We start from the raw sequence: 18,903 nt of genomic DNA, 5'->3' as shown, positions 1-18,903 counted from the left end.
GTTGGACTTCTGCGCCTGCTGCTAGGCCCGCGGTGCATGCGTGGCGGTGACCCAGCGCAGCAGCGAGTACAGCAGCTGCGAAGCGCCGGGCATAAAGCCGGAACCGTGGTGGTAGACCGGGTCCATGGTGGTCACCAGCAGGCGGGCCGGCTGGTTCACCTCATCCACGTACAGCAGTGAGCCGGACTCGGCGCCGTCCTCCTCCATGACCACCAGGGACCGGGCGCCGGGGCGCGGATGCAGCAGTCCATGGTGGTGCCAGGACACGGACCACGGGGTGAAGAACTCCCACAGCGGATCCTCGGGCAGCCGGAGCCGGGTGCCGTTGTCCTCGCCGGTGCGCCACATCCAGAACACCGTGGGGCGGAAGCTGTACCCCACGCCGGGCAGCCACTGCTCCACCTTGTTTTCGCCCAGCACGATGACGGTTTTCCCGGGGCCCTGCAGCGCGGCCAGGATCGCCGGGACAAAGCGGGCGAGCTGGCCCTGATGCAGCCGGTCGCCGACAATCAGCACGTCCAGATCCGCGAGCTGGGCCGGGTCGGCCTCCGGCAGGTAAACCGGTTCGATCCGGTACGGCGCCACGGCCGGATCGGCCAGGGTCCGCAGCGGCTGGAAGGCGCCGCAGTGCAGCAGCCCGATCCGCGGGGCGGCACCGGGTCGGCGGGGCTCACGGCCGGCGGCAGGTCGGCGGGGCTGACGGCCGGCGGCAGGCCGGCGGGTTCCAGTACCGGCCCCCGGGCCGGCAGCGTCGGTGGAGTTGTCGAGCGCAGCAGAGGACGCGGCCGCCCGGCCTGCACCGTCGTGCGCACTCCCGTGCCCCCCGTTCAGCCAGGCAACCAGGTTCGGCCCGAGCACGCGGCTGGGATACCCGTCGTCGCTGAAGCTCTCGAGGTCATTGCCGCCGTGCACCAGCACTTCACCCGCCCCGATCCGGTAGCTGTAGTCCAGCGGCAGCCGGTATGGACCGATGCCTGTCACCACCGAGGCGCCCTCGGGCAGGTCCAGGTGGTAGCCCCGGCCGTAGAATCCGGCGACGCCGATCTCCTCCAGCCGCTCATAGCTGTGGATTCCGGGCACGCCGGTGCGGTAATGCAGGTCCCGGTAATCAATGCCCGCCCAGACCGGATGCGGCTGGACCTGATGCGGCCGGACGTCCTGCGGACCGCGGAATTCCAGTTTCCGCCAGACGGCCAGCCCGTCGATGAAGGGCTTGACTACCTGGCCGTTGACCAGCACCCGGCCGCCGGCGCGGACAAACGCGGTCAGTTCCCCGCGGTAGCGCCCCAGCAGCAGGTGGTCCACGCCGCCGCCGATCACCAATCCGTCGGCTGCGAGGATCCGGGCCCGGGCGGCGTCGTCGTTGAGGTCGTAGGCATCGACGTCGGTGAGGGCGCCGCGCCAGGAGGGGTCGGTCTGGCCGCGCATCGGCGTACCGGCGATCAGGCGGATAATCACAGGTGTTCCTTTCGGGAGGAGATGTGCAGGGGCAGCTCGGCAAGCGGGGCCCCCACGGCTTCAGGCACCGGGCAGGCGCGGCAGGACGGACCGAAGTCCGGCACCGCGATCACTCGTTCACCGGAGAGAGTGCCGACGGTCGGGGTGCAGATGGGCAGGCCATAGACCTCGGAAAGGGCCGGGCCGGTGAGCAGCTCGTCGGTGGGCCCCCAGCGGACATCGTGGCTGCCCACAAACAGCAGGGCATTCCGGGACACATGCAGGGCGTGGTCCGGATGGTGGGTGGTCATGATGATGCCCATTCCGTCCGCAGCCAGTCCGGAAAGCACGCCCAGCACGCGGGACTGGTTGTTCAGGTCCAGCGCCGAGGCAGGTTCATCGAGGATCAGGAGCTCGCAGCCGGAAGCCACGGCCCGGGCAATCAGCACCAGCTGCCGCTGCCCGCCGGACAGCTGCGAGTAGTCACGTGCGGCCCAGCCGGCAACCCCCACCCGTTCCATCGCTGCGTCGGCGGCGTCGTGGTCCTCGCGGCGCGGGGTCTGATACGCCCGCAGGTGCCGGGTACGGCCCATCAGGACCATGTCGGCGACGGAAAAGGACGGGCCCGCACCGTGGTCCTGCGGTACGTAGCCGATGCCGTTGGCGCCGTGCACCTGCCCTTCCCGCGGAGCCAGCAGCCCGGACAGGCACTTGAGCAGCGTGGTCTTGCCGCGCGCGTTGGGGCCGAGGATGGAGAGGATTTCCCCGCGCTCCAGGGAAAAACCGAGGTTCCGGAAAAGCCACGGGCGCAGCCGGGAATAGCGGAACCCCAGATCGGTGGCCTGCATCAGGGGTGCGACACCGGCCGGGTTGCCGTCGGGGTTGCCGTCGGGGTTGCCGTCGGGGTTGCCTTCGGGGTTGCCTTCGGGGTTGCCGGGAACGGAACGGGGCCGGGAAATGACGGTCATGAGAGGGCGGCTTTCTTCTGCGAACGGGCCAGCAGCACGACAAACACCGGGGCGCCGATAATGGCCGTCAGGATGCCCAGCGGCAGTTCGCTGCTGGTGATGGAGCGGCTGAGGGTGTCGATGAGCATTAGGTAGGTGCCGCCCAGCAGCAGCGATGCCGGCAGCAGGATCCGGTGGTCCGGACCCACCCAGAGCCGGGCCAGGTGCGGAACCACCAGTCCCACCCAGCCGACGGCGCCGGCCACGGCCACGGTGCCGGCAGTCATCAGGGCCACCGCGCACAGGAGCAGCACCCGGGAACGGTGCGGATTCACGCCCAGGGCCGCGGCGTCGTCGTCGCCCAGCGAGAGCACGTTCAGCCGCCAGCGCAGGGCCAGCACCACCAGGGCGCCGATAGCCACCGGCACCAGGGCGGTCAGCACCTTGTCATAGCTGGCCGCGGCAATGGAGCCCAGCAGCCAGTGCACAATCGACGGCAGTTCGGAGTACGGGTCCGCGAGGTAGGTCATGAAGGAGACCAGCGCGTTGAAGAACGCGGCCACCACAATTCCGCCCAGCACAATCATCAGCATGGCGTTGTCCCGCCCGCCCAGCCTGCCGAGGAGCAGCACCCCGGCCAGCGCGGCGAGACCGAAGCCGAACGCACCGCCCACCATCCAGCCGCCGGACAGCCCGAGGGTCAGGACCAGCACCCCGCCGAAGGACGCACCGGCCGTGACGCCGATGATGTCCGGGCTGACCAGCGGGTTGCGGAACAGCGCCTGCAGGCAGGCACCGCCGAGCGAGAGGGCGGCACCCACCAGGAAGGCCAGGAGCACGCGGGGCAGCCGGACATCCAGGACAACGGTGGCTTCCTGCTCGGTCCAGGTCCGGCGGACCAGGCCGTCGCCGCCGAAGAGGGCGGAAACCTCGTTGAACAGGATGCGCAGGATCTCGTTGGGCGGCACCCAGTACCGGCCGGCCGCCATGGAAATCAGGGCCACCGCGCACAGGATCAGGACACACAGCGGAAGGATGAACCGGCGGCGGCGGGACGACGACGACGCGGCGTCGGGTTCACCGTTCGTACCGGTCCCGTCGGACCCTGCAGACGTACCGGATCCGTCGGACCCGGTGCGTCGCTTAGCGGCGGAAGACGTCGTAGCCACTGCTGGCTCCGTTCAGGTCCAGCCGCAGGGCGGCATCAATCTGGGCTTCCGAGACCTCGTATCCGTAGAGGTACGCAATCTTTTCCTTCATGGCCGCACGCAGGTTCCGGGTGGTCCGGCCCGGGTGGAAGACCTCGGCCGCCCACTGCCACATCAGCGGTGATTCGGCGCATGGAACCTCCCAGCGGTAGCCTCCCAGCGGAGCCTTGTAGACCCGGCGGTTGCGGACGGCGGACAGGGAGGCCAGGGCCGGATCGGCGTACACCTCTGCGGGGCTGCGCTGATCAAACCCGCCCAGGGTGATGACTTCCGGATCCCACTCAATCAGCTGTTCGGCGCTGACCACGTTTTCGGCCGAGAGGTTCTCCGCCGCCATGTTCCGTCCGCCGGCCAGCTCCATCCAGTAGTGCATGTAGGAGGACTTGTTCGAGGCTGAATAGCCGTCACCGGACTGGCCCAGATGGACTGCGCGCACCGGTGTGGAAACTCCGGACAGCTCGTCCCGCAGCCGGCTGATTTCGGCGTGCATCCAGTCCACGATTTCTGTGCCGCGCTCGGGTTTTCCGAGGATGGTGGAAAACAGGGACACCCAGGTTTCCAGGTACTCCTGTGTGCCGTAGAGCAGGCACACGGTCTTGAAACCCGCGTTTTCCAGCGGTTCCACCAGCCCGTCGCCCTGGTCCGCCCACTGGAACACCACATCCGGGTTGAGCTTGGTGAGGGTTTCGATGTTGGGGGTGAAGCTCGACGGCGAAATGGTGGTGGTGGTTTTCGACTCGGGGAACATCTCCCCGAACAGGCCCTGCTGGTTGGCCTGCAGCGTGGATTCGTTAATGCCGACAATCCGGCCGTAGCCACTGTCCACCGCGGTCAGCATGGACGGGGAGGGAATCACCGTCGTGGCAATCCGCTGCACCGGAGCGTCAAAGGACACCTGCACGCCGCGCATATCGGTCACCGTAAAACCACCGGATCCTGCCGCACCGGCAGCGCCCGCGGTCCCGACAGTGTCACGGGAGGAGCAGGCTCCGAGGGCAAGCGCGGCCAGGCCGAGGCCCCCGCCGAGCAGGGCGCGGCGTGACGGAAATGCAGGAATGGTGGACCGGGACAACGGTGTTCCTATCGCTCAGGTAAGCCCCGCCTTGGCGAGGGATGACCTAAACATCAGAGCACACCGAAACGGATTACAGCATATTTTTATGCCCTAATTATCGAGTGGGATATCTCACGCGCTCCAGGGGCGCCACCCTGTTCTGTGCCGGAGTTATGATCACGCCCGCGCAGTGAGAAAGCAGTGTCAGCTACGGCAGTTTCCCCGCCATGCGCTGCCGCATCTGCACGCTTGCGTCGTTCAGCCCGGTGATGCGCACTTCCGTTCCGCGCCGCCGGTATTTCGCCGTGACGGCGTCGAGAGCGGCCACGGTGGAGGCATCCCAGACATGGGAGCCGCTCAGGTCAATAACCACGTGCGCCGGATCCAGGACGTACTCGAACTGCGAGTACAGATCATTCGAAGAAGCGAAAAACAGCTCGCCGTTCACCGTGTAGACGGCGGTGGCCCCGGCGTCGTTCCCGGTGACTGTGCGGTCCACGGTGACGAAGTGCGCCACCCGGCGGGCGAACAGCACCATCGCCACGAGCACGCCGACGCCGACGCCTGCGGCCAGGTTGTGGGTCCAGACGGTCACCACCACGGTGGCCAGCATGACGGCGGTTTCGCTCTTGGGCATCATCTTCAGGGTGGAGGGACGGATGCTGTGCCAGTCAAAGCTGGTTACGGCCACGAAGATCATGACGGCCACCAGCGCCGCCATGGGAATCAGCGCCACCACATCTCCGAAAACCACCACCAGGAGGAGCAGGAAAACGCCGGCAAAGAAGGTGGAAATCCGGGTCCGCGCGCCGGAGCCCTTCACATTGATCATGGTCTGGCCGATCATCGCGCAGCCGCCCATCCCGCCGAAGAACCCGGTGATGATGTTGGCGGCGCCCTGACCCCAGGCTTCGCGGGTCTTGTTGGAGCGGGTATCGGTGACGTCGTCGACAAGTTTGGCTGTCATGAGTGATTCCAGCAGTCCCACAAACGCGACGGCCAGCGCGTACGGGAAAATCACCTGCAAGGTGTCCAGGTTGAAGGGAACGTCCGGCAGCAGCAGGGACGGCAGACTGTCCGGCAGATCACCCTTATTCCCCACGGTGGGGACGGTGACCGAGGCGGCCACCGTGATGGCCGTGATGACGACGATGGCCACCAGCGACGCAGGCACCGCCGTCGTCAGCCGCGGCAGTCCGAAGACGATGAGCAGCCCCAGGGCCGTGAGCGGATACACCAGCCAGGGCACGCCCAGCAGCTCGGGCACCTGCGCGATGAAGATGAGGATGGACAGCGCGTTGACGAAGCCCACCATGACCTGGCGCGGAATGAAGCGCATCAGCTTGGCCACTCCGAGCAGCGCGAGCAGCACCTGGAAAACCCCGGCCAGCAGCACCGCGGCAACCATGTACTCCACGCCGTGGGACGCCACCAGCGGGGCAATAACGAGGGCGACGGCGCCGGTGGCGGCGGAAATCATGGCCGGACGGCCACCCAGGAAGGAGATGGTGACCGCCATGGTGAAGGCCGAAAAAAGGCCGATCCTCGGGTCCACCCCGGCGATGACGGAGAAGGCCAGCGCCTCGGGAATCAGCGCCAGGGCCACTACCAGTCCGGCCAGTACTTCGGTCCTGAGCAGCTTCGGTGACCGCAGGGTGCGCAGGACGGACTGGCGCTGCTCGGGCGTGAGGGCTGCCGCAGTTTCCGGCGTCGGTCCCGTCGGCCGTGCCGGTTCCTTCGGCTGCGTCGGTTTCTTCGGCTGTGCCGGTTCAGAAGGCGGGAGAACTCGTTTGGGTGCCACCTGGCTCCGTTTCGGATGTGGGTTTTTCAGCCGGATCCGCTTGGATCCCGGGCAGGGGCCGGCCTGGCTCCGCAGGAACAGCCCAGCCTAATTTAAGCCCGCACGCGCGATATCCTGAAACGGTGATGCAGTCCCCGCTTCCCGTGCGCAACGGAGTCAACGCCACCCGCCTGCGCCTTCCCGGCGATGGACCATGGGACACCGCTCTGGACTATGTCCTGGAACGCTTCGGCCATGTGGACCCGGACGGCATTGTGGACCGTTTCGAGCGCGGTGAAGTGGTCGGCCTGGGCGGCGTTCCGCTGACACCGGCCACGCCTCTGACGGCGCACACCTTCATTTGGTATTACCGGGAGCTCCCCCCGGAGGAGCGGATACCGGTGGAGATCGGCATCCTGCATCAGGACGAAGACCTGCTGGTGGTGGATAAGCCCCATTTCCTGCCAACGACGCCGGGCGGCATGTATGTGGCCGAGTCCGCGCTGGTGCGCCTGCGGGTCCAGCTGGGCATTCCGGACCTGATTCCCATGCACCGGCTGGACCGCATGACCGCCGGAGTGCTCCTGTTCTCCACCAACCCCGAAACCCGCGGCAAGTACCAGACCCTCTTCGAAAAGCGGCGGATCAGCAAGGAATACGAGGCCGTTGCTCCCGTCCGGGAGGACCTCGAACTGCCCCGCGTGGTCCGCAGCCGGATGATCAAGTCGCGGACCTACCTGCTGGCCCAGGAAATCGAGGGCGAACCCAACGCGGAGACCCGGATCGAGCTGATGGAAAGCAGCGCCGGGCTGGGCCGGTACCGGTTGCTGCCGCATACCGGCAAGACCCACCAGCTGCGGGTGCACATGGCGTCCCAGGGCATCGGGATCCTGAATGATTCGTTCTACCCGGAGCTGCTGCCCCAGGCGCCGGACAACTATGCCAAGCCGCTGCAGCTGCTGGCGCGGTCCGTGCAGTTCACCGATCCCCTGACGCGGGAGCCGGTGGAATACCGCAGCCGGTTGTCGCTGGACGCGTTCTCCGCGGCCTAGGTCCTCTTCTCCAGCAGCGGTTTTCTACAACACCGTCCAGCGGCCGCGTATGCGGCGGAGCACCCGCAGGTCCTGTCCCTTGGCCACTTCTTCAACGGCCGCCCGCATGTTGATGGCGGCGCGGCGTGCCCGGGAATTTTCCACGGACCATTCATCGTCCGGGACCGTGAAACGCAGCGTGATCCGCGGAACTCCGGAGACGATATCCAGCTGGTTTGCCTCCACATGGTGTGCGGCCGCCAGTGCCTGGACGGCCGTTTCCATCACTGCCTCCGGCGGGTTGCCCGGCAACAATCCGAGGATGTTCAACTGGACGCGGAAAGAAGGCATGCAATCAGCCTAGTGCCGTTCGATGCGCGTCCTGCTGGCGCCAGTGTGCCGCGGAAACAGGCAGGGGCCCGGCTACAGTTGCTGAACTGTGGCCGGGCCCCTGCCAAACTGGTTTCGCTGCCGGACTAGAGGTCCTCCGGGTTGAAATCGGCAAGTGGGTCCCCGCCGCGGTTCGCGGGGTCGTCGCTGGCATCTTCATCGTCGCCCACCGCAGGGTCGCCGAAGTCGACGTCGTTGGCAGCCTCGCCGATGGTCGGCTCCTCCGGGGGAATCTGCGTGTCGCCGGTCAGGAAGCGCTCTTCGGCGGTTTCGTCGCGCAGCACCTGGTCGGACAGCTCGCCGGGTTCATTCAGCGGAGCCTCTTCCCGAATCAGCGGGTCATCCTGCCAGTTGTCGGGGTTGTCTTCAGCTGCGCCGGGGTACGACAGGTCTTCCGCGTCCACCAGTTCGTCCTGTTCCAGCAGCTCATCTTCGGAGACCACCGTCAGTTCATCAGGGGTGGCAACGGCGGCGACGTCGTCGGCCAGAACCGGATCGTCGCCCAGCTCGGGATCGGGAATGCTCTGCTCGGTCATAAACCATGCCTTTCACGTCCGGTAAACCAGGCCACGGTCGGCGCGGCCCATTTAGTAAGCCTACTGATCCTCGCGTCGCCGTGCCACCCGGGACGAGAGGAGGCGACCATGCCGGTCTGCACGCCAGCCTTTGAGTCGGCATGCCTTTCCGCCCGCACGCCCCCCGGTCCAGTGCGTCCTCGGGCATGCCGCCCCTGCGTGTCTCTCGGTCCAGCATGTCCTCGGGCAGCTTTTCGCTCCTGCGTGTCTCCGGGGCTTGGGAAATTCGACCGGTTTGCGGAAACTCGTCCGGTTTGGGAATCTGCTGCCGGTTTGCCGCGGCCGAATTTCACCAAACCGGTCGATTTTTCACAAAGCGGGGCAAAACACGCCAAACCCGGGCCTACGGAATCAGGAAGCCGCGCCATCCTGTGCCCGGTGCAGGAACCCGACGAAGCCTGTTGGGATTCCCACGCTGTGGGACGCCTGTCACCCAGTGGGGTCCCTTTTGCATCACCAGTCACAGAGTGTGGGAACTCCGGTGCAGGCATGCGGCTGGAATACTTCCGCTGGCTCTGCGAGCGCGGAGTTTCGTTGCCGCCGTTCCGGGCCCCGCAGGCGCGTGCCCGCAGGCGCTCACCCGCCGGCCCGGAACACGCACCCGCGGGATGCCGCTAACGCAGCGCGGAAACCCCGGTAATGTCCCGCCCGACGATCAGCGTGTTGATCTCGTAGGTGCCCTCGTACGTGTAGATGGCTTCGGCGTCGGCAAAGATCTTGGCCATCCGATAGTCGGTGACAATCCCGTTGCCACCCAGGATGCTGCGGCCCAGCGCCACGGATTCGCGCATCCTGGCACTGGCATAGGACTTCGCCAGCGCAGCCCGGGCCATCTCCCCGCGGGCAGCGCCGCCGTCGGCCGGGCTTGCCCCGGGGCTGCCGTCCGCGGAAAGGACGGGATATCCGCCGTGCTCCAGCTCGGTGACCCGCGCCAGCATGCCGGTGCTCGCGACCGCATTGCCCAGAATCTGCACCAGCTGCTGCTGGATCAGCTGGAACGCGGCCAGCGGGCGGCCGAACTGCAAGCGGTCGACGGCGTAGGCCCGGGCGACGTCGAACGTGGCCAGCTGCGTGCCCACGGCCTGCCAGCCGACCATGATCCGGGAGCCGCGCAGCAGCTCTTTGGTGTCATCGAAGCTTTCCACCCCGGCGAGCAGGTCCGCCGCGGACACCCGGACATCGGTGAGCACAATGTCCGCGTTCTGCACGGTGCGCAGCGCGGTTTTGTTCTCGATCCGGGTCCGGGTGACACCGGGCAGCGTCGCGTCGAGCAGGAACCCGCGGGTGCGCCCGGTTTCCGGCTCCCGCGCCCACAGCACCATGTAATCGCAGAAGGTGCCGTTGCCGATCCAGCGTTTGGCACCGTTCAGCACCCACTCGTCGCCGTCCCGCACCGCGGTGGTGGCCATCCCGCCGGCCACGTCCGAGCCGTGCTCCGGTTCGGTCAGTGCAAAGGCCCCGGTGATCCGCAGCGCCCGGGCGTCATCGAGCAGCCGCTCCTTCTGCTCGTCCGAGCCGAAGGCATGCAGGGCTTCCACAAACAGGTCATGGTGGACCATAAAGAACGTGGCCAGCGAGGTATCCGCCCGCGTCATCTCCGCGATCACCAGACCGGCAAAAAGCGGGGAGTACCCCTGCTGGACCGGTGTGGAGAGTTCCAGGGCGGCCAGCTTCGGCAGCAGCTCCGAAGGGAACCGCGCTTCATTCCACCAGTGGACGGCGTGGGGAAGGACTTCCGCGGCGAGGAAGTTCCGCAGCTCGGTGAGTTTGTTCTTTTCGGTGTCGCTGAGCAGATCCTCGAAGCCGTAGAAATCGGCGTCCGGCAGCGTAGCCAATGGTGCGGGGCGGTTCGTCAAGATCAGCGCGGTCCCATCCGGATAGCGCCGTCGAGGCGGATGGTTTCACCGTTGAGCATCTGGTTTTCGATGATGTGGGCGGCCAGCGACGCGTACTCGGTGGCGCGGCCCAGGCGCGAGGGGTGCGGGACCTGTGCGGCGAGGGAATCCTGGGCGGCCTGCGGAAGACCGGCCATCATGGGCGTCTCGAAGATTCCGGGGGCGATGGTGACCACCCGGATCAGATGGCGCGCCAGTTCGCGGGCCAGCGGCAGGGTCATGGCTGCCACCCCGCCCTTGGAGGCGGAGTAGGCAGGCTGGCCGATCTGGCCGTCGAAGGCGGCCACGGAGGCGGTGTTGATGATGATGCCGCGTTCCTCGGTGCCGTTCGCCGTCACCGGATCCGTTTCGGCCATGGCCGCGGCAGCCAGCCGGCTGACATTGAACGTGCCGATCAGGTTCACGCTGACCACGCGGGCGAAGTCCTCCAGCGGCAGGACCCCGTCCCTCCCCAGTACCTTGCCGGGCGTCGCAATGCCGGCACAGTTCACGGCCACCCGGAGCGGCCCGGCCGCCATGGCTGCCTCGACGGCGGCCTGCATCTGGTCCGGGCTGGTCACGTCCCCCGGCACGAACCGCGCGTTGTCCCCCAGTTCGGCTGCGTACGCCAGCCCTTCGGACTGCGGCAGGTCAACCAGCACTACGGAAGCCCCGGCGTCATAGAGCCTCCGCGCCGTTGCCCGTCCCAGACCGGACGCTCCCCCTGTGACTATGGCTGATGCACCTGCGATGTCCATGCTTTCCTCCTGGCAGATTTACTGTGCCGGCAGTGTCGTCCATGTCACACCGGCAGTCTCTGAGCCTACTGTGCCGCGGCTGGTGCCGCATCTTCGGGCACTGGCATAGGGTTGGCGCATGCTCAACGAGGATTCGCCACTGGACGCCGACCACCGTGCCGGGACGGCAGCCCGCGCGGTGAGCAGCGCGTTTGGCCGCCAGCTGGCCGGGCTGCCCGGAACACACCTGGCTGCCACCAGCCGGCCGGCGTCCCGGCTGCAGCAGCTTCGCCAGCCCTGGCATTACTGGTGGCAGGCGCATTACCTCGATGCCCTGATCGACGCCGGCCTGCGTGAACGCCGCACGGGCCTCCCCTTCCGCGGGCCGGAGCACCCCGCCGCGGCGGAGCTGGCCCCGGCATTGGTCCGCACCATCGGACTGCGCAACCGGATGCGCTACACCAACCGCTTCTATGACGACATGGCGTGGCTCGCCCTCGCCGTCGGCCGCCTGAACGCAGTGTCGGGATCCCGGGACCGGCAGCGGCCCTACCGGAAAATACTCCAGAGCCTCAGCGCCGCACTGGAATCCGCCCACACTCCGGAGCTGGGCGGGGGCATCTACTGGAACCGGGACCGCAGCTTCAAGAACACTCCCGCCACCGCTCCGGCCGCCCTGCATTTTGTCCGCACCGGGTCACGGGACCGTGCACAGGAGCTGGTGGACTGGCTCAACGCCACCCTGCTGGATCCGCAAACGGGGCTCTACATGGACGGGATCAAGGTGGTCCGGGGCCGGCCGGAGCTGGAAAAGCGGATCTTCACCTACAACCAGGGGCCGGTCCTCGGTGCCCTGCTGGAACTCGGCGGCACCGCCAACCTCACGCGCGCAGCGGATCTGATCCGCGCCGTTGATACGCATTTGACGGACGACGACGGCGGCACCCGGGTCCTGCGCACCCACGGCACCGGCGACGCCGGGCTTTTCACCGGGATACTGGGCCGATACCTGGCGCAGGCCGCCGTGTCCCCCGCCTTGCCGGAGCCCGCCCGCCGGACCGCCGCCGCCCTGGTGGAATCCACCGCACGGGCCCTGTGGGAGGGACGGAGCAAACGGGCGGACTGGATCCTCTTTTCCGCCCGGCCGCTGCAGCCGGCGGCGGTTTCCTATCCCGGCGGCACCGCCGTCGGACTTTCCACCCAGCTGCAGGCCTGGATCCTTCTGGAGGCGTCTGCACGGGTACAGCGGGCACGCGCGGAATCGAGCTGAAAGACCCGTAGTCAGCCCGTCTTCAGCGGATGCTGGGACGCTGCGGCAGCCGGGTCCAGATCGGCCAGCGTCAGCAGATGCTCCGGATGCTGCGGGAGCGGGAAGTGGCGCTGGGCATTGAGATTGCCGTCCACGTGCAGCAGCTCACCGGAATCCAGCAGCCGCCAGTTGGGGTTGCTGTCCATCTTTTCGGTGGCCACCAGCACGGCCGGACGCTTTCCTGCACGCACCTCGTCGCTATGGACGCTGATCCGGTCGGTGCGCTTCTCCTGCGGAGGGTCCTGCGGGTTCTCCTGCAGCACGTACAGCGGATGGGTGTCCGGGTAGCGGACCGCCCACAGCTCGGTGGCGGTGGTAAGAATGATGTTCACGGCGTAGAGACGCAGGTTGGAAGCAATCCAGGTGAGGGTCGAAGCGATCGCCGCGGTCACGTCACCGCCGTTGACCCTGGCGGCGGCGGTAATGAGGGCAAACACCCGCTCACTGTCCGTATCGCCTTGAACCAGATGGTAGACCTCCAGCTGCCGCAGCCGGTCGTTCAGCTTCTCCAGGTCCTCCACCACCCCGTTATGCGCAAACAGTCTGTTGTCCTGTTCAAACGGATGGGTGTTCTCGGGCGTGTTCCCGCCCGTGCTGGCGTACCGGACGTGCGCCACAAACGTGGTGCTCTCCAGCTCCCGCGCATCCCGCGCATATTCGAGGTCCTCGTAGGCGGCGACGGGGGCCTTGTCGATTTCCGGAGTTCCGTCCGGCGCGAAGGTTCCGATCCCAAAGCCGTCCGCTTCCCTGCGGCTCTGCTTGGCGAGGCTGTCCGGCGCCGTGAGGAGCCAGAACGTTGCCCGGACCGGGGGTTTGCCGGCATGCATACCAAAGAGCCTGCACATGTGGACCTCCTGGAGGATTTCTGGATGGGCGCCAGACTTGGGGGGACCGGTCTCCAGCCGCTATCCGGCCGGCGGATTATCGACGGCGGGACCCGGCGCGGCCGGCGGAGTATCGACGGCGGCGTCCGGCGACGGCCTGCGTTTCTGCGGATAGGGGGACCGGTGTTCGCTGAGCATCTGCACATAGTCGGCGATCCGGCGGTCGCGGGCAGCCTGCGTCTTGAGCCCCCGGAGCCGGAAGTACATGGCATAGCGGTTCTGGGAGGTCAGCACATCGAACATGTCCTGGGCGGCGGGAACAGCGGCGATGGCGGTCTGCAGATCGTCCGGGATTTCCGCCGCGGCCGGCCCCGCATAGGCGGCGTCCCACCGTCCGTCCACCTTCGCGCTGAGCACGGCATCCCGGCCCGCCGGATGCATCCTGCCTTCCGCCTCCAGCCTGCTGATGTGTCCGACGTTGCGCAGAGACCAGATGCTGCGCGGACCCCGCGGCTGGAACCTCTGGAGGTAGCTTTGCTCGTCCCGCTTGTCCGCCTGCGCATCGATCCAGCCGAAGCAGAGCGCTTCATCGAGGGCGGTGCGGTACGTCAGCTGCGTGACATTTCCGCCCTTCTTCCCCAGTACCAGGCGAACACCGTGGGACAACCCGTAATTGCGCTCCAGCCACTCCCGCCATGCCCCGGCATCCGGCAGGAGAAGCTCCGGGAGCTCTCGTGTCATGGCCCAAGTCTAGGGACGGGGATGCCGGGCTGAAAGGGTCCGGAGCGGCCGGCACCGGTTTCCGCCGGGTTCAGCCAAGGGCCGAAGCGCAGCGCGCCGTGTGACGCACACGGGTCCTTTGGGGTAGAACACTGCTATGAACGTTCGCACTCCTGACCCGTATCCCGGCTGGCTTTCCGAGGAAGATCTGTACGAAGCCCGGCAGCGCCTGCCCATGGTGTACGTCGAAGCCGTACCCGTCCGGTGCGACCCGCTGGGCTACGTCACCGAAGTCGGACTGCTGCTGCAGGCCACCCCGGAGGGCCAGATGGTACGTTCCTTCGTGTCGGGGCGGGTGATGTACCGCGAGACCATCCGCGCAGCCCTGCTGCGCAACCTGGAGAAGGATCTGGGGCCCATGGCCCTGCCGCAGCTGCCGCCCACGCTGGTGCCGTTCGCCGTCGCCGAGTATTTCCCCTCCCCCTCCCAGAGCGGCCTGACGGATGAGCGCCAGCACGCCGTGGCCCTGGCCTACCTGATTCCCGTGACCGGTGAATGCGATCCCCGCCAGGATGCACTGGAACTGTCCTGGCTCACCCCCGATGAAGCCCTCAGCCCGGCCATTTATGCCGAGTTCTCCGGCGGCCGGGGAGACCTGCTGCGCCAGGCACTGGCGTCCGCCGGCTGGGGACGCTGAAAAAGCTCCTCGGCAAGCTTTATATACTGATGGTTCTGGGGAGCCGAGGTCCGATCACGAAGGAATTTAATGTCTGAGAGCCAGCCGGAAACGTACGTGTTCCGGGTCAACGCGGAACTGCTTGCACCAGGACAGAAACTTGTCCCGGGTGAGGGTGCTGCAGAGCCACTGGCTCCGGTAGCCGGAACCAGCGTGGAGGCCGATGATTTCGGCGTGCCCGCACTGGTGATTGCCAAGCTTGATGACGGAACCTCGCTTCGGCTGGCCTACGGGTCCGCCGTCCGCGTGCAGGCTCCGGCACCCGAGGGTGCGCCGTCGGACGCCGTCCGCCAGGTGCCCTTGGAGGAGAACCCGGCGGAGATCATCGCCGGCGCCGCGGCGACCCATCCGAACAACCGCGCGGTGCAGGAGATTGCGGCGCGGCTTGAGCGCGGCCTGAACGTGAAATCCGGCAGCCACCTGCAGGATGTGCGCGACCTCGCCCACATTCTCTATATCGATCTTGGCGACGCCGAGAACGCCCTGAAGGTCTGCAACGTCATCGCGGGACTGCCGTTTGACGGGAACCTCGGCCGGTGGAACTGGATCCAGAACGTCCTGGCCCTCGCGGCGCACATCACCCACCAGTCCGGCGATCTCGAGAGCTCGGCCGTGTACAGCCATGCGGTGCGTGCTGCGGACAGTTACGAGACGGATCCCCTGAAGGCGAAGCTGGCCGCGGCGCTGCTGCAGCGCCAGCTGAACGAACCCAACCTGTATGACCGGGAAATCCACCGCGCTTCGGAGGCCGGAAATGACAGGAGCGAACGTGAATGGCGCGTCCTGCGGCTGAACGCGCTGCTGTACCTGCGCTCCCACGGCGGTTCCCAGACGCTCTCCGACGCGGAGCTGGACCGGCGTATCCGCACTGAGCTGATCGCCGTCCGCGGCTAGCCCTGCTGCGCCTGCTTCCGGAGCAGGTGCTTCTGCCGGAGATGTTTCTGCCGCAGATGTGCGGCCACTACGACGGCCATGCCGACGACGGCGCCGATCAGGGTTTCGATGCCGCGGTCCCGCAGCAGGTGCATCGGGTTGCTGGGATGGGCCAGTTCCGTGCTGACCAGGGCCAGCGGCGTCACCACCACCTGGGCCAGGGCGTACTGCCGGGCAATGAACATTTCCGCGCCGAACTGGCAGGCGGCAATCACCAGGACCATCTGCCAGGGCTCCAGTCCGGGCAAAAGGATCAGCGCCGTCAGCAGGAGTCCGCCGAAGGTTCCCAGGATGCGCTGCAGGCCCCGGTGGACCCGGTGGCGCACGGTCGCCCCGATCAGCGGAACGGTGGCGGCCACCATCGCCCAGTAGTTGTGGCCGATTCCCAGCAGCGTGGCGATGGAGCCGGCAAGAACGGCCGCCACGGCGTACTGCAGCCCGTCGCTGAAGATAAGGCGGCGCTGCGCGGCGGAGAACCGCGGGCGTTCGGGCCGGGTCCATTCGGTGCGGTACCGCCGCACCAGCATTCCGGACAGGCCCAGCAGGATGGAGAAGGCCACCGTCAGCACGGCTGCGAGCATGCCCTGCCAGAGCGGGGGCTGGTCCGGGACCGACGAGATCGCGGCGAAGGCAAAGATGTGGAAGAGCGAGCCGACAGGGCGCAGCCGCCAGAACCCGGTGACCACCGTTCCCAGCCCGGCAACCGCCGTCGTGCCCACTACGGTTCCCCAGGCATCGAGGTCCAGGCGGGCGCTGAGTGCTGCCGCCAGGATGACGGCAAGCATCAACACGCCCGCACGCCCCTGATGGCCCAGCCGCTGGCCGTGCGGTTCATTCCGGCCGTAGATTCCGGTGAAGGCACCGAACGTTGCAAAAATCGCCAGGTCGATCCGGCCCAGGAAGAGCACCAGGAAAAGCGGCATCCCGATGCCGACGGCACACCGGATGGCTGCGTGATGGTCATTGTGTGCCGGAGCGATCCTGAACATCTCTTGCAGGTGCGTCAAAGGGAAGGTCTCTGCCTTTCGTACCGCCGGCACTTTCGTTCCAGTGGAAATGGGAGGGTGCGGGATCATTTTCGCCGGGGTTCTTCACCGGGGCAGTTTTCCGCCCATCCAACCTACTCCCGGAAAAGCACACTGCTGAATAAATGTGGTGCACCTCCCAGCCACGGCCCCGGCGGGAAGTCGGCTCCGGGTAGGGCAAAATGGAGGGGTGTCTTCCTCAGCCTTCTCCTTCACCCTCGGTAAGCGCCTGCGCGAAACCGCCCCGGCAGCAGCCGAAGCCCATGTAGAGGCGAACGGAGGCGGTTTCCAGGGCCGCACCGGCACCATCTCCACACCTCACGGTGACATCAAGACTCCTGCCTTCATTGCCGTGGGCACCAAGGCCACGGTCAAGGCCGTGCTGCCCGAGTCCGTGGCGGAACTGGGCGCCCAGGCGGTGCTGGCCAACGCCTACCACCTGTACCTGCAGCCCGGCCCGGACATCCTGGACGAGGCCGGCGGCCTGGGGAAGTTCATGAACTGGTCCGGCCCCACCTTCACCGATTCCGGCGGGTTCCAGGTCATGAGCCTGGGCGCGGGGTTCAAGAAGGTCATCAACATGAACGCCGACGGCAGCACCCACGCCACGGGAGCGGACGACGACGTCGCGCCCGGCAAGGAGCGTCTGGCGCACATTGATGACGACGGCGTCTGGTTCAAGTCACACCTGAACGGAGACAAGCACCGCTTCAGCCCGGAGATTTCGATGCAGGTCCAGCACAAGATCGGTGCGGACATCATGTTCGCCTTTGACGAGCTGACCACGCTGATGAACTCCCGCGGCTACCAGGAAATGTCCCTGGAGCGGACCCGGCTCTGGGCACTGCGCTGCCTGGCCGAACATCAGCGGCTGACGGAAGAACGCGTCGGCAAGCCCTATCAGGCCCTGTTCGGCGTGCTGCAGGGCGCGCAGTACGAGGACCTGCGGCGCAAGGCGGCCCGGGATCTGGGCGCCATGGATTTTGACGGCTTCGGCCTGGGCGGCGCCTTTGAAAAGGAAAACCTCGGGACCATTGTCCGGTGGTGCACGGAGGAGCTTCCGGAGAACAAGCCCCGCCACCTGCTGGGCATTTCAGAGCCCGATGACATCTTTACGGCCATCGAGAACGGGGCCGACACGTTCGACTGCGTGTCCCCCACCCGCGTGGCCCGCAACTCGGCGTTCTACACCCCGTACGGGCGTAAGAACCTGTCCAACGCGAAGTTCAAGAAGGACTTCGGCCCGCTGGTGGACGGCTGCGACTGCTACACCTGCAGCAACTACACGCGGGCGTATATCCAGCATCTGTTCAAGTCCAATGAGATGGTCAGCCACACGCTGATTTCCATCCACAACGAGCGGTTTACCGTGAAGCTGGTTGACGACGCACGCCTGTCCATCGAGGACGGGACGTTCTTCGATTTCAAGGCGGAGGTGCTGGGCAAGTACTACAGCGGTAAGTAGCTGCAGTACCGGGTGCTGGCCCCGGGGACTACCCGGTGGGTGAGCCGTCTGCGTGCCCGGCCTGCTGCTGTCCGCCCTCTTCGTTGCCCGGTTCCGGCGGATCTACAATCTGCAGCTGTTCTTCGGCCTTGGTTTCATTCTGTTCGAAATCTTTGTCCTCGGGCACAACGTCCTCCTGTTGTGTATCGAGTGGATTCTGCAGAGAGCCAAGCTGTTAGGAATTGTCCGGCTTTGCCTGGGTCGATTCATCCTCTTCCAAGGCAGGCTGGGCATCCCGTTCCTCGTCTCCGGGACTCGAATCCTTCTCCTGGGCGCCTTCGATCATCGCCTTGGTGACTTCGTCGTTGAATTCCTCCGCGGTTCCGGCAAGATTTTCATCTACTGCCTTGGCACCGGGGTTCGGGACTGGATTGCTCATGTTTGTCTCCTGCCGTACTGGGGAAGTGAAATGCTGGCGTTCCCCCACCCTTGCACATCCGGGCAGGGATTTCGCCCGCTGACCCGACAGGCGTTTCTCAGCGAGGAGGAGCGGATTGCCGCTAGGCTCGGGAGCGGAGGCCTGGCGGTCTTGCAACAGCTATCCGAAGGGGGTCAGCATGACGGAAAAGCGGGGGAATCATATTCTGCGGCGGGGTCGCGGCACTGTTGGATGGACCATCCAGATCCTCGTTATGCTCTCCCTGCTGCTGGCGTTGGTGGTGGTGGCGGTATGGAAGCCACCTTCCCAAGGGATCATCACCGTCATCATTTCCCTAGTACTGGCGCCGCTTCTGATGTTCATGGGGACCCGGCGGAGCAGCTGACGCCGCGACGAATAACGCGATGGGGAGGCGTGAAGCCGGGTGTCGCGGCCTGTGG

Annotated in this window: 20 protein-coding genes; 6 read left to right on the top strand and 14 right to left on the bottom strand. The window is 66.6% G+C overall.

The annotated features are described in order from the left end of the window. Positions 1-21: 21 nt before the first annotated feature. The 5 genes from GD627_RS16690 to GD627_RS15220 form a co-directional block, all read right to left on the bottom strand. Entirely contained in the window at positions 22-1,458 is a 1,437-nt protein-coding gene (locus GD627_RS16690; protein WP_210250520.1) for a hypothetical protein, read from the bottom strand. Then, positions 1,455-2,405: an ABC transporter ATP-binding protein gene (locus GD627_RS15240; RefSeq protein ID WP_210250519.1), complete on the bottom strand. Its 951-nt coding sequence runs from the start codon at positions 2,403-2,405 to the stop codon at positions 1,455-1,457. The genes GD627_RS16690 and GD627_RS15240 overlap by 4 nt, the downstream gene beginning before the upstream one ends. Continuing rightward, positions 2,402-3,553 carry a FecCD family ABC transporter permease gene (locus GD627_RS15230; RefSeq protein ID WP_246165555.1) on the bottom strand — a complete coding sequence of 384 codons (1,152 nt, stop codon included), beginning with the start codon at positions 3,551-3,553 and terminating at the stop codon, positions 2,402-2,404. Before GD627_RS15230 ends, GD627_RS15240 begins: the two co-directional genes overlap by 4 nt. Further along, the gene (locus GD627_RS15225) at positions 3,528-4,664 is read right to left on the bottom strand and encodes an ABC transporter substrate-binding protein (protein ID WP_146364055.1); all 1,137 of its coding nucleotides are present in this window, start codon (positions 4,662-4,664) and stop codon (positions 3,528-3,530) included. Before GD627_RS15225 ends, GD627_RS15230 begins: the two co-directional genes overlap by 26 nt. 190 nt (positions 4,665-4,854) lie before the next feature. Continuing rightward, the gene (locus GD627_RS15220) at positions 4,855-6,309 is read right to left on the bottom strand and encodes a SulP family inorganic anion transporter (protein WP_246165569.1); all 1,455 of its coding nucleotides are present in this window, start codon (positions 6,307-6,309) and stop codon (positions 4,855-4,857) included. Between the two features lie 263 nt (positions 6,310-6,572). On the opposite strand from GD627_RS15220, the gene GD627_RS15215 reads away from it, so the two are divergent. After that, positions 6,573-7,478, top strand: a complete 906-nt coding sequence (locus GD627_RS15215; protein ID WP_152273335.1) for an RluA family pseudouridine synthase — start codon at positions 6,573-6,575, stop codon at positions 7,476-7,478. A gap of 24 nt (positions 7,479-7,502) precedes the next feature. Here the strand turns inward: GD627_RS15215 and GD627_RS15210 are convergent, their stop codons facing one another. The 4 genes from GD627_RS15210 to GD627_RS15195 form a co-directional block, all read right to left on the bottom strand. Then, positions 7,503-7,808 (bottom strand): hypothetical protein, encoded by a 306-nt coding sequence (locus tag GD627_RS15210; protein WP_146364052.1) that lies wholly within the window; start codon positions 7,806-7,808, stop codon positions 7,503-7,505. A 125-nt stretch (positions 7,809-7,933) separates the two neighbouring features. Further along, complete coding sequence (locus tag GD627_RS15205) at positions 7,934-8,383, bottom strand: hypothetical protein (RefSeq protein ID WP_152273240.1); 450 nt, start codon at positions 8,381-8,383, stop codon at positions 7,934-7,936. 653 nt (positions 8,384-9,036) lie between these two features. Then, on the bottom strand, positions 9,037-10,278 hold the full coding sequence (locus tag GD627_RS15200; RefSeq protein ID WP_246165554.1) for an acyl-CoA dehydrogenase family protein: 1,242 nt from the start codon (positions 10,276-10,278) through the stop codon (positions 9,037-9,039). Between the two features lie 2 nt (positions 10,279-10,280). Next, complete coding sequence (locus GD627_RS15195; protein ID WP_146364048.1) at positions 10,281-11,054, bottom strand: 3-hydroxyacyl-CoA dehydrogenase; 774 nt, start codon at positions 11,052-11,054, stop codon at positions 10,281-10,283. 118 nt (positions 11,055-11,172) lie between these two features. Here GD627_RS15195 and GD627_RS15190 point away from each other — a divergent pair, with 118 nt between their 5' ends. Continuing rightward, entirely contained in the window at positions 11,173-12,303 is a 1,131-nt protein-coding gene (locus GD627_RS15190; RefSeq protein ID WP_152273239.1) for a glycoside hydrolase family 76 protein, read from the top strand. Between the two features lie 11 nt (positions 12,304-12,314). On the opposite strand, the gene GD627_RS15185 is transcribed toward GD627_RS15190, so the two are convergent. After that, on the bottom strand, positions 12,315-13,187 hold the full coding sequence (locus tag GD627_RS15185) for a class II glutamine amidotransferase (RefSeq protein ID WP_152273238.1): 873 nt from the start codon (positions 13,185-13,187) through the stop codon (positions 12,315-12,317). A gap of 60 nt (positions 13,188-13,247) precedes the next feature. Continuing rightward, complete coding sequence (locus tag GD627_RS15180) at positions 13,248-13,907, bottom strand: YdeI/OmpD-associated family protein (RefSeq protein ID WP_152273237.1); 660 nt, start codon at positions 13,905-13,907, stop codon at positions 13,248-13,250. A gap of 136 nt (positions 13,908-14,043) precedes the next feature. Here GD627_RS15180 and GD627_RS15175 point away from each other — a divergent pair, with 136 nt between their 5' ends. Next, on the top strand, positions 14,044-14,583 hold the full coding sequence (locus tag GD627_RS15175; RefSeq protein ID WP_152273236.1) for an NUDIX hydrolase family protein: 540 nt from the start codon (positions 14,044-14,046) through the stop codon (positions 14,581-14,583). Positions 14,584-14,652: 69 nt separating this feature from the next. After that, positions 14,653-15,516 (top strand): DUF6707 family protein, encoded by an 864-nt coding sequence (locus GD627_RS15170; protein ID WP_146364037.1) that lies wholly within the window; start codon positions 14,653-14,655, stop codon positions 15,514-15,516. On the opposite strand, the gene GD627_RS15165 is transcribed toward GD627_RS15170, so the two are convergent. After that, the gene (locus tag GD627_RS15165; RefSeq protein ID WP_246165552.1) at positions 15,513-16,562 is read right to left on the bottom strand and encodes an FUSC family protein; all 1,050 of its coding nucleotides are present in this window, start codon (positions 16,560-16,562) and stop codon (positions 15,513-15,515) included. The two genes, GD627_RS15170 and GD627_RS15165, sit on opposite strands and share 4 nt — an antisense overlap. Before the next feature lie 208 nt (positions 16,563-16,770). Between GD627_RS15165 and tgt the strand changes: the two genes are divergently transcribed. Then, positions 16,771-18,045 carry a tRNA guanosine(34) transglycosylase Tgt gene (tgt, locus tag GD627_RS15160; protein WP_152273235.1) on the top strand — a complete coding sequence of 425 codons (1,275 nt, stop codon included), beginning with the start codon at positions 16,771-16,773 and terminating at the stop codon, positions 18,043-18,045. Positions 18,046-18,073: 28 nt separating this feature from the next. Here the strand turns inward: tgt and GD627_RS16530 are convergent, their stop codons facing one another. Together GD627_RS16530 and GD627_RS15155 are read right to left on the bottom strand one after the other, a co-directional pair. Beyond that, entirely contained in the window at positions 18,074-18,211 is a 138-nt protein-coding gene (locus GD627_RS16530) for a hypothetical protein (RefSeq protein ID WP_153297135.1), read from the bottom strand. A 48-nt stretch (positions 18,212-18,259) separates the two neighbouring features. Beyond that, positions 18,260-18,463, bottom strand: coding sequence for a hypothetical protein (locus GD627_RS15155; protein WP_152273234.1), 204 nt, complete (start codon positions 18,461-18,463; stop codon positions 18,260-18,262). A 178-nt stretch (positions 18,464-18,641) separates the two neighbouring features. Here GD627_RS15155 and GD627_RS15150 point away from each other — a divergent pair, with 178 nt between their 5' ends. Beyond that, the gene (locus GD627_RS15150) at positions 18,642-18,848 is read left to right on the top strand and encodes a hypothetical protein (protein WP_152273233.1); all 207 of its coding nucleotides are present in this window, start codon (positions 18,642-18,644) and stop codon (positions 18,846-18,848) included. The last annotated feature ends 55 nt before the right edge of the window (positions 18,849-18,903 follow it).

The sequence above is a fragment of the Arthrobacter yangruifuii genome, assembly GCF_009192775.1.
GTDB classification, from domain to species: Bacteria; Actinomycetota; Actinomycetes; order Actinomycetales; family Micrococcaceae; genus Arthrobacter_B; species Arthrobacter_B yangruifuii.
Note: the sequence above shows the minus strand (reverse complement) of the source record. Positions and strands in the feature narration are given on the sequence as shown.

Coding starts and splice junctions, on each gene's coding strand:
- GD627_RS15185 (WP_152273238.1), bottom strand. CDS start 13,187: ATGTGCAGGCTCTTTGGTATGCATGCCGGCAAACCCCCGGTCCGGGCA.
- GD627_RS15170 (WP_146364037.1), top strand. CDS start 14,653: ATGTCTGAGAGCCAGCCGGAAACGTACGTGTTCCGGGTCAACGCGGAA.
- GD627_RS15190 (WP_152273239.1), top strand. CDS start 11,173: ATGCTCAACGAGGATTCGCCACTGGACGCCGACCACCGTGCCGGGACG.
- GD627_RS15180 (WP_152273237.1), bottom strand. CDS start 13,907: ATGACACGAGAGCTCCCGGAGCTTCTCCTGCCGGATGCCGGGGCATGG.
- GD627_RS15150 (WP_152273233.1), top strand. CDS start 18,642: ATGACGGAAAAGCGGGGGAATCATATTCTGCGGCGGGGTCGCGGCACT.
- GD627_RS15195 (WP_146364048.1), bottom strand. CDS start 11,054: ATGGACATCGCAGGTGCATCAGCCATAGTCACAGGGGGAGCGTCCGGT.
- GD627_RS15205 (WP_152273240.1), bottom strand. CDS start 8,383: ATGACCGAGCAGAGCATTCCCGATCCCGAGCTGGGCGACGATCCGGTT.
- GD627_RS15175 (WP_152273236.1), top strand. CDS start 14,044: ATGAACGTTCGCACTCCTGACCCGTATCCCGGCTGGCTTTCCGAGGAA.
- GD627_RS15210 (WP_146364052.1), bottom strand. CDS start 7,808: ATGCCTTCTTTCCGCGTCCAGTTGAACATCCTCGGATTGTTGCCGGGC.
- GD627_RS15240 (WP_210250519.1), bottom strand. CDS start 2,405: ATGACCGTCATTTCCCGGCCCCGTTCCGTTCCCGGCAACCCCGAAGGC.
- GD627_RS15155 (WP_152273234.1), bottom strand. CDS start 18,463: ATGAGCAATCCAGTCCCGAACCCCGGTGCCAAGGCAGTAGATGAAAAT.
- GD627_RS15215 (WP_152273335.1), top strand. CDS start 6,573: ATGCAGTCCCCGCTTCCCGTGCGCAACGGAGTCAACGCCACCCGCCTG.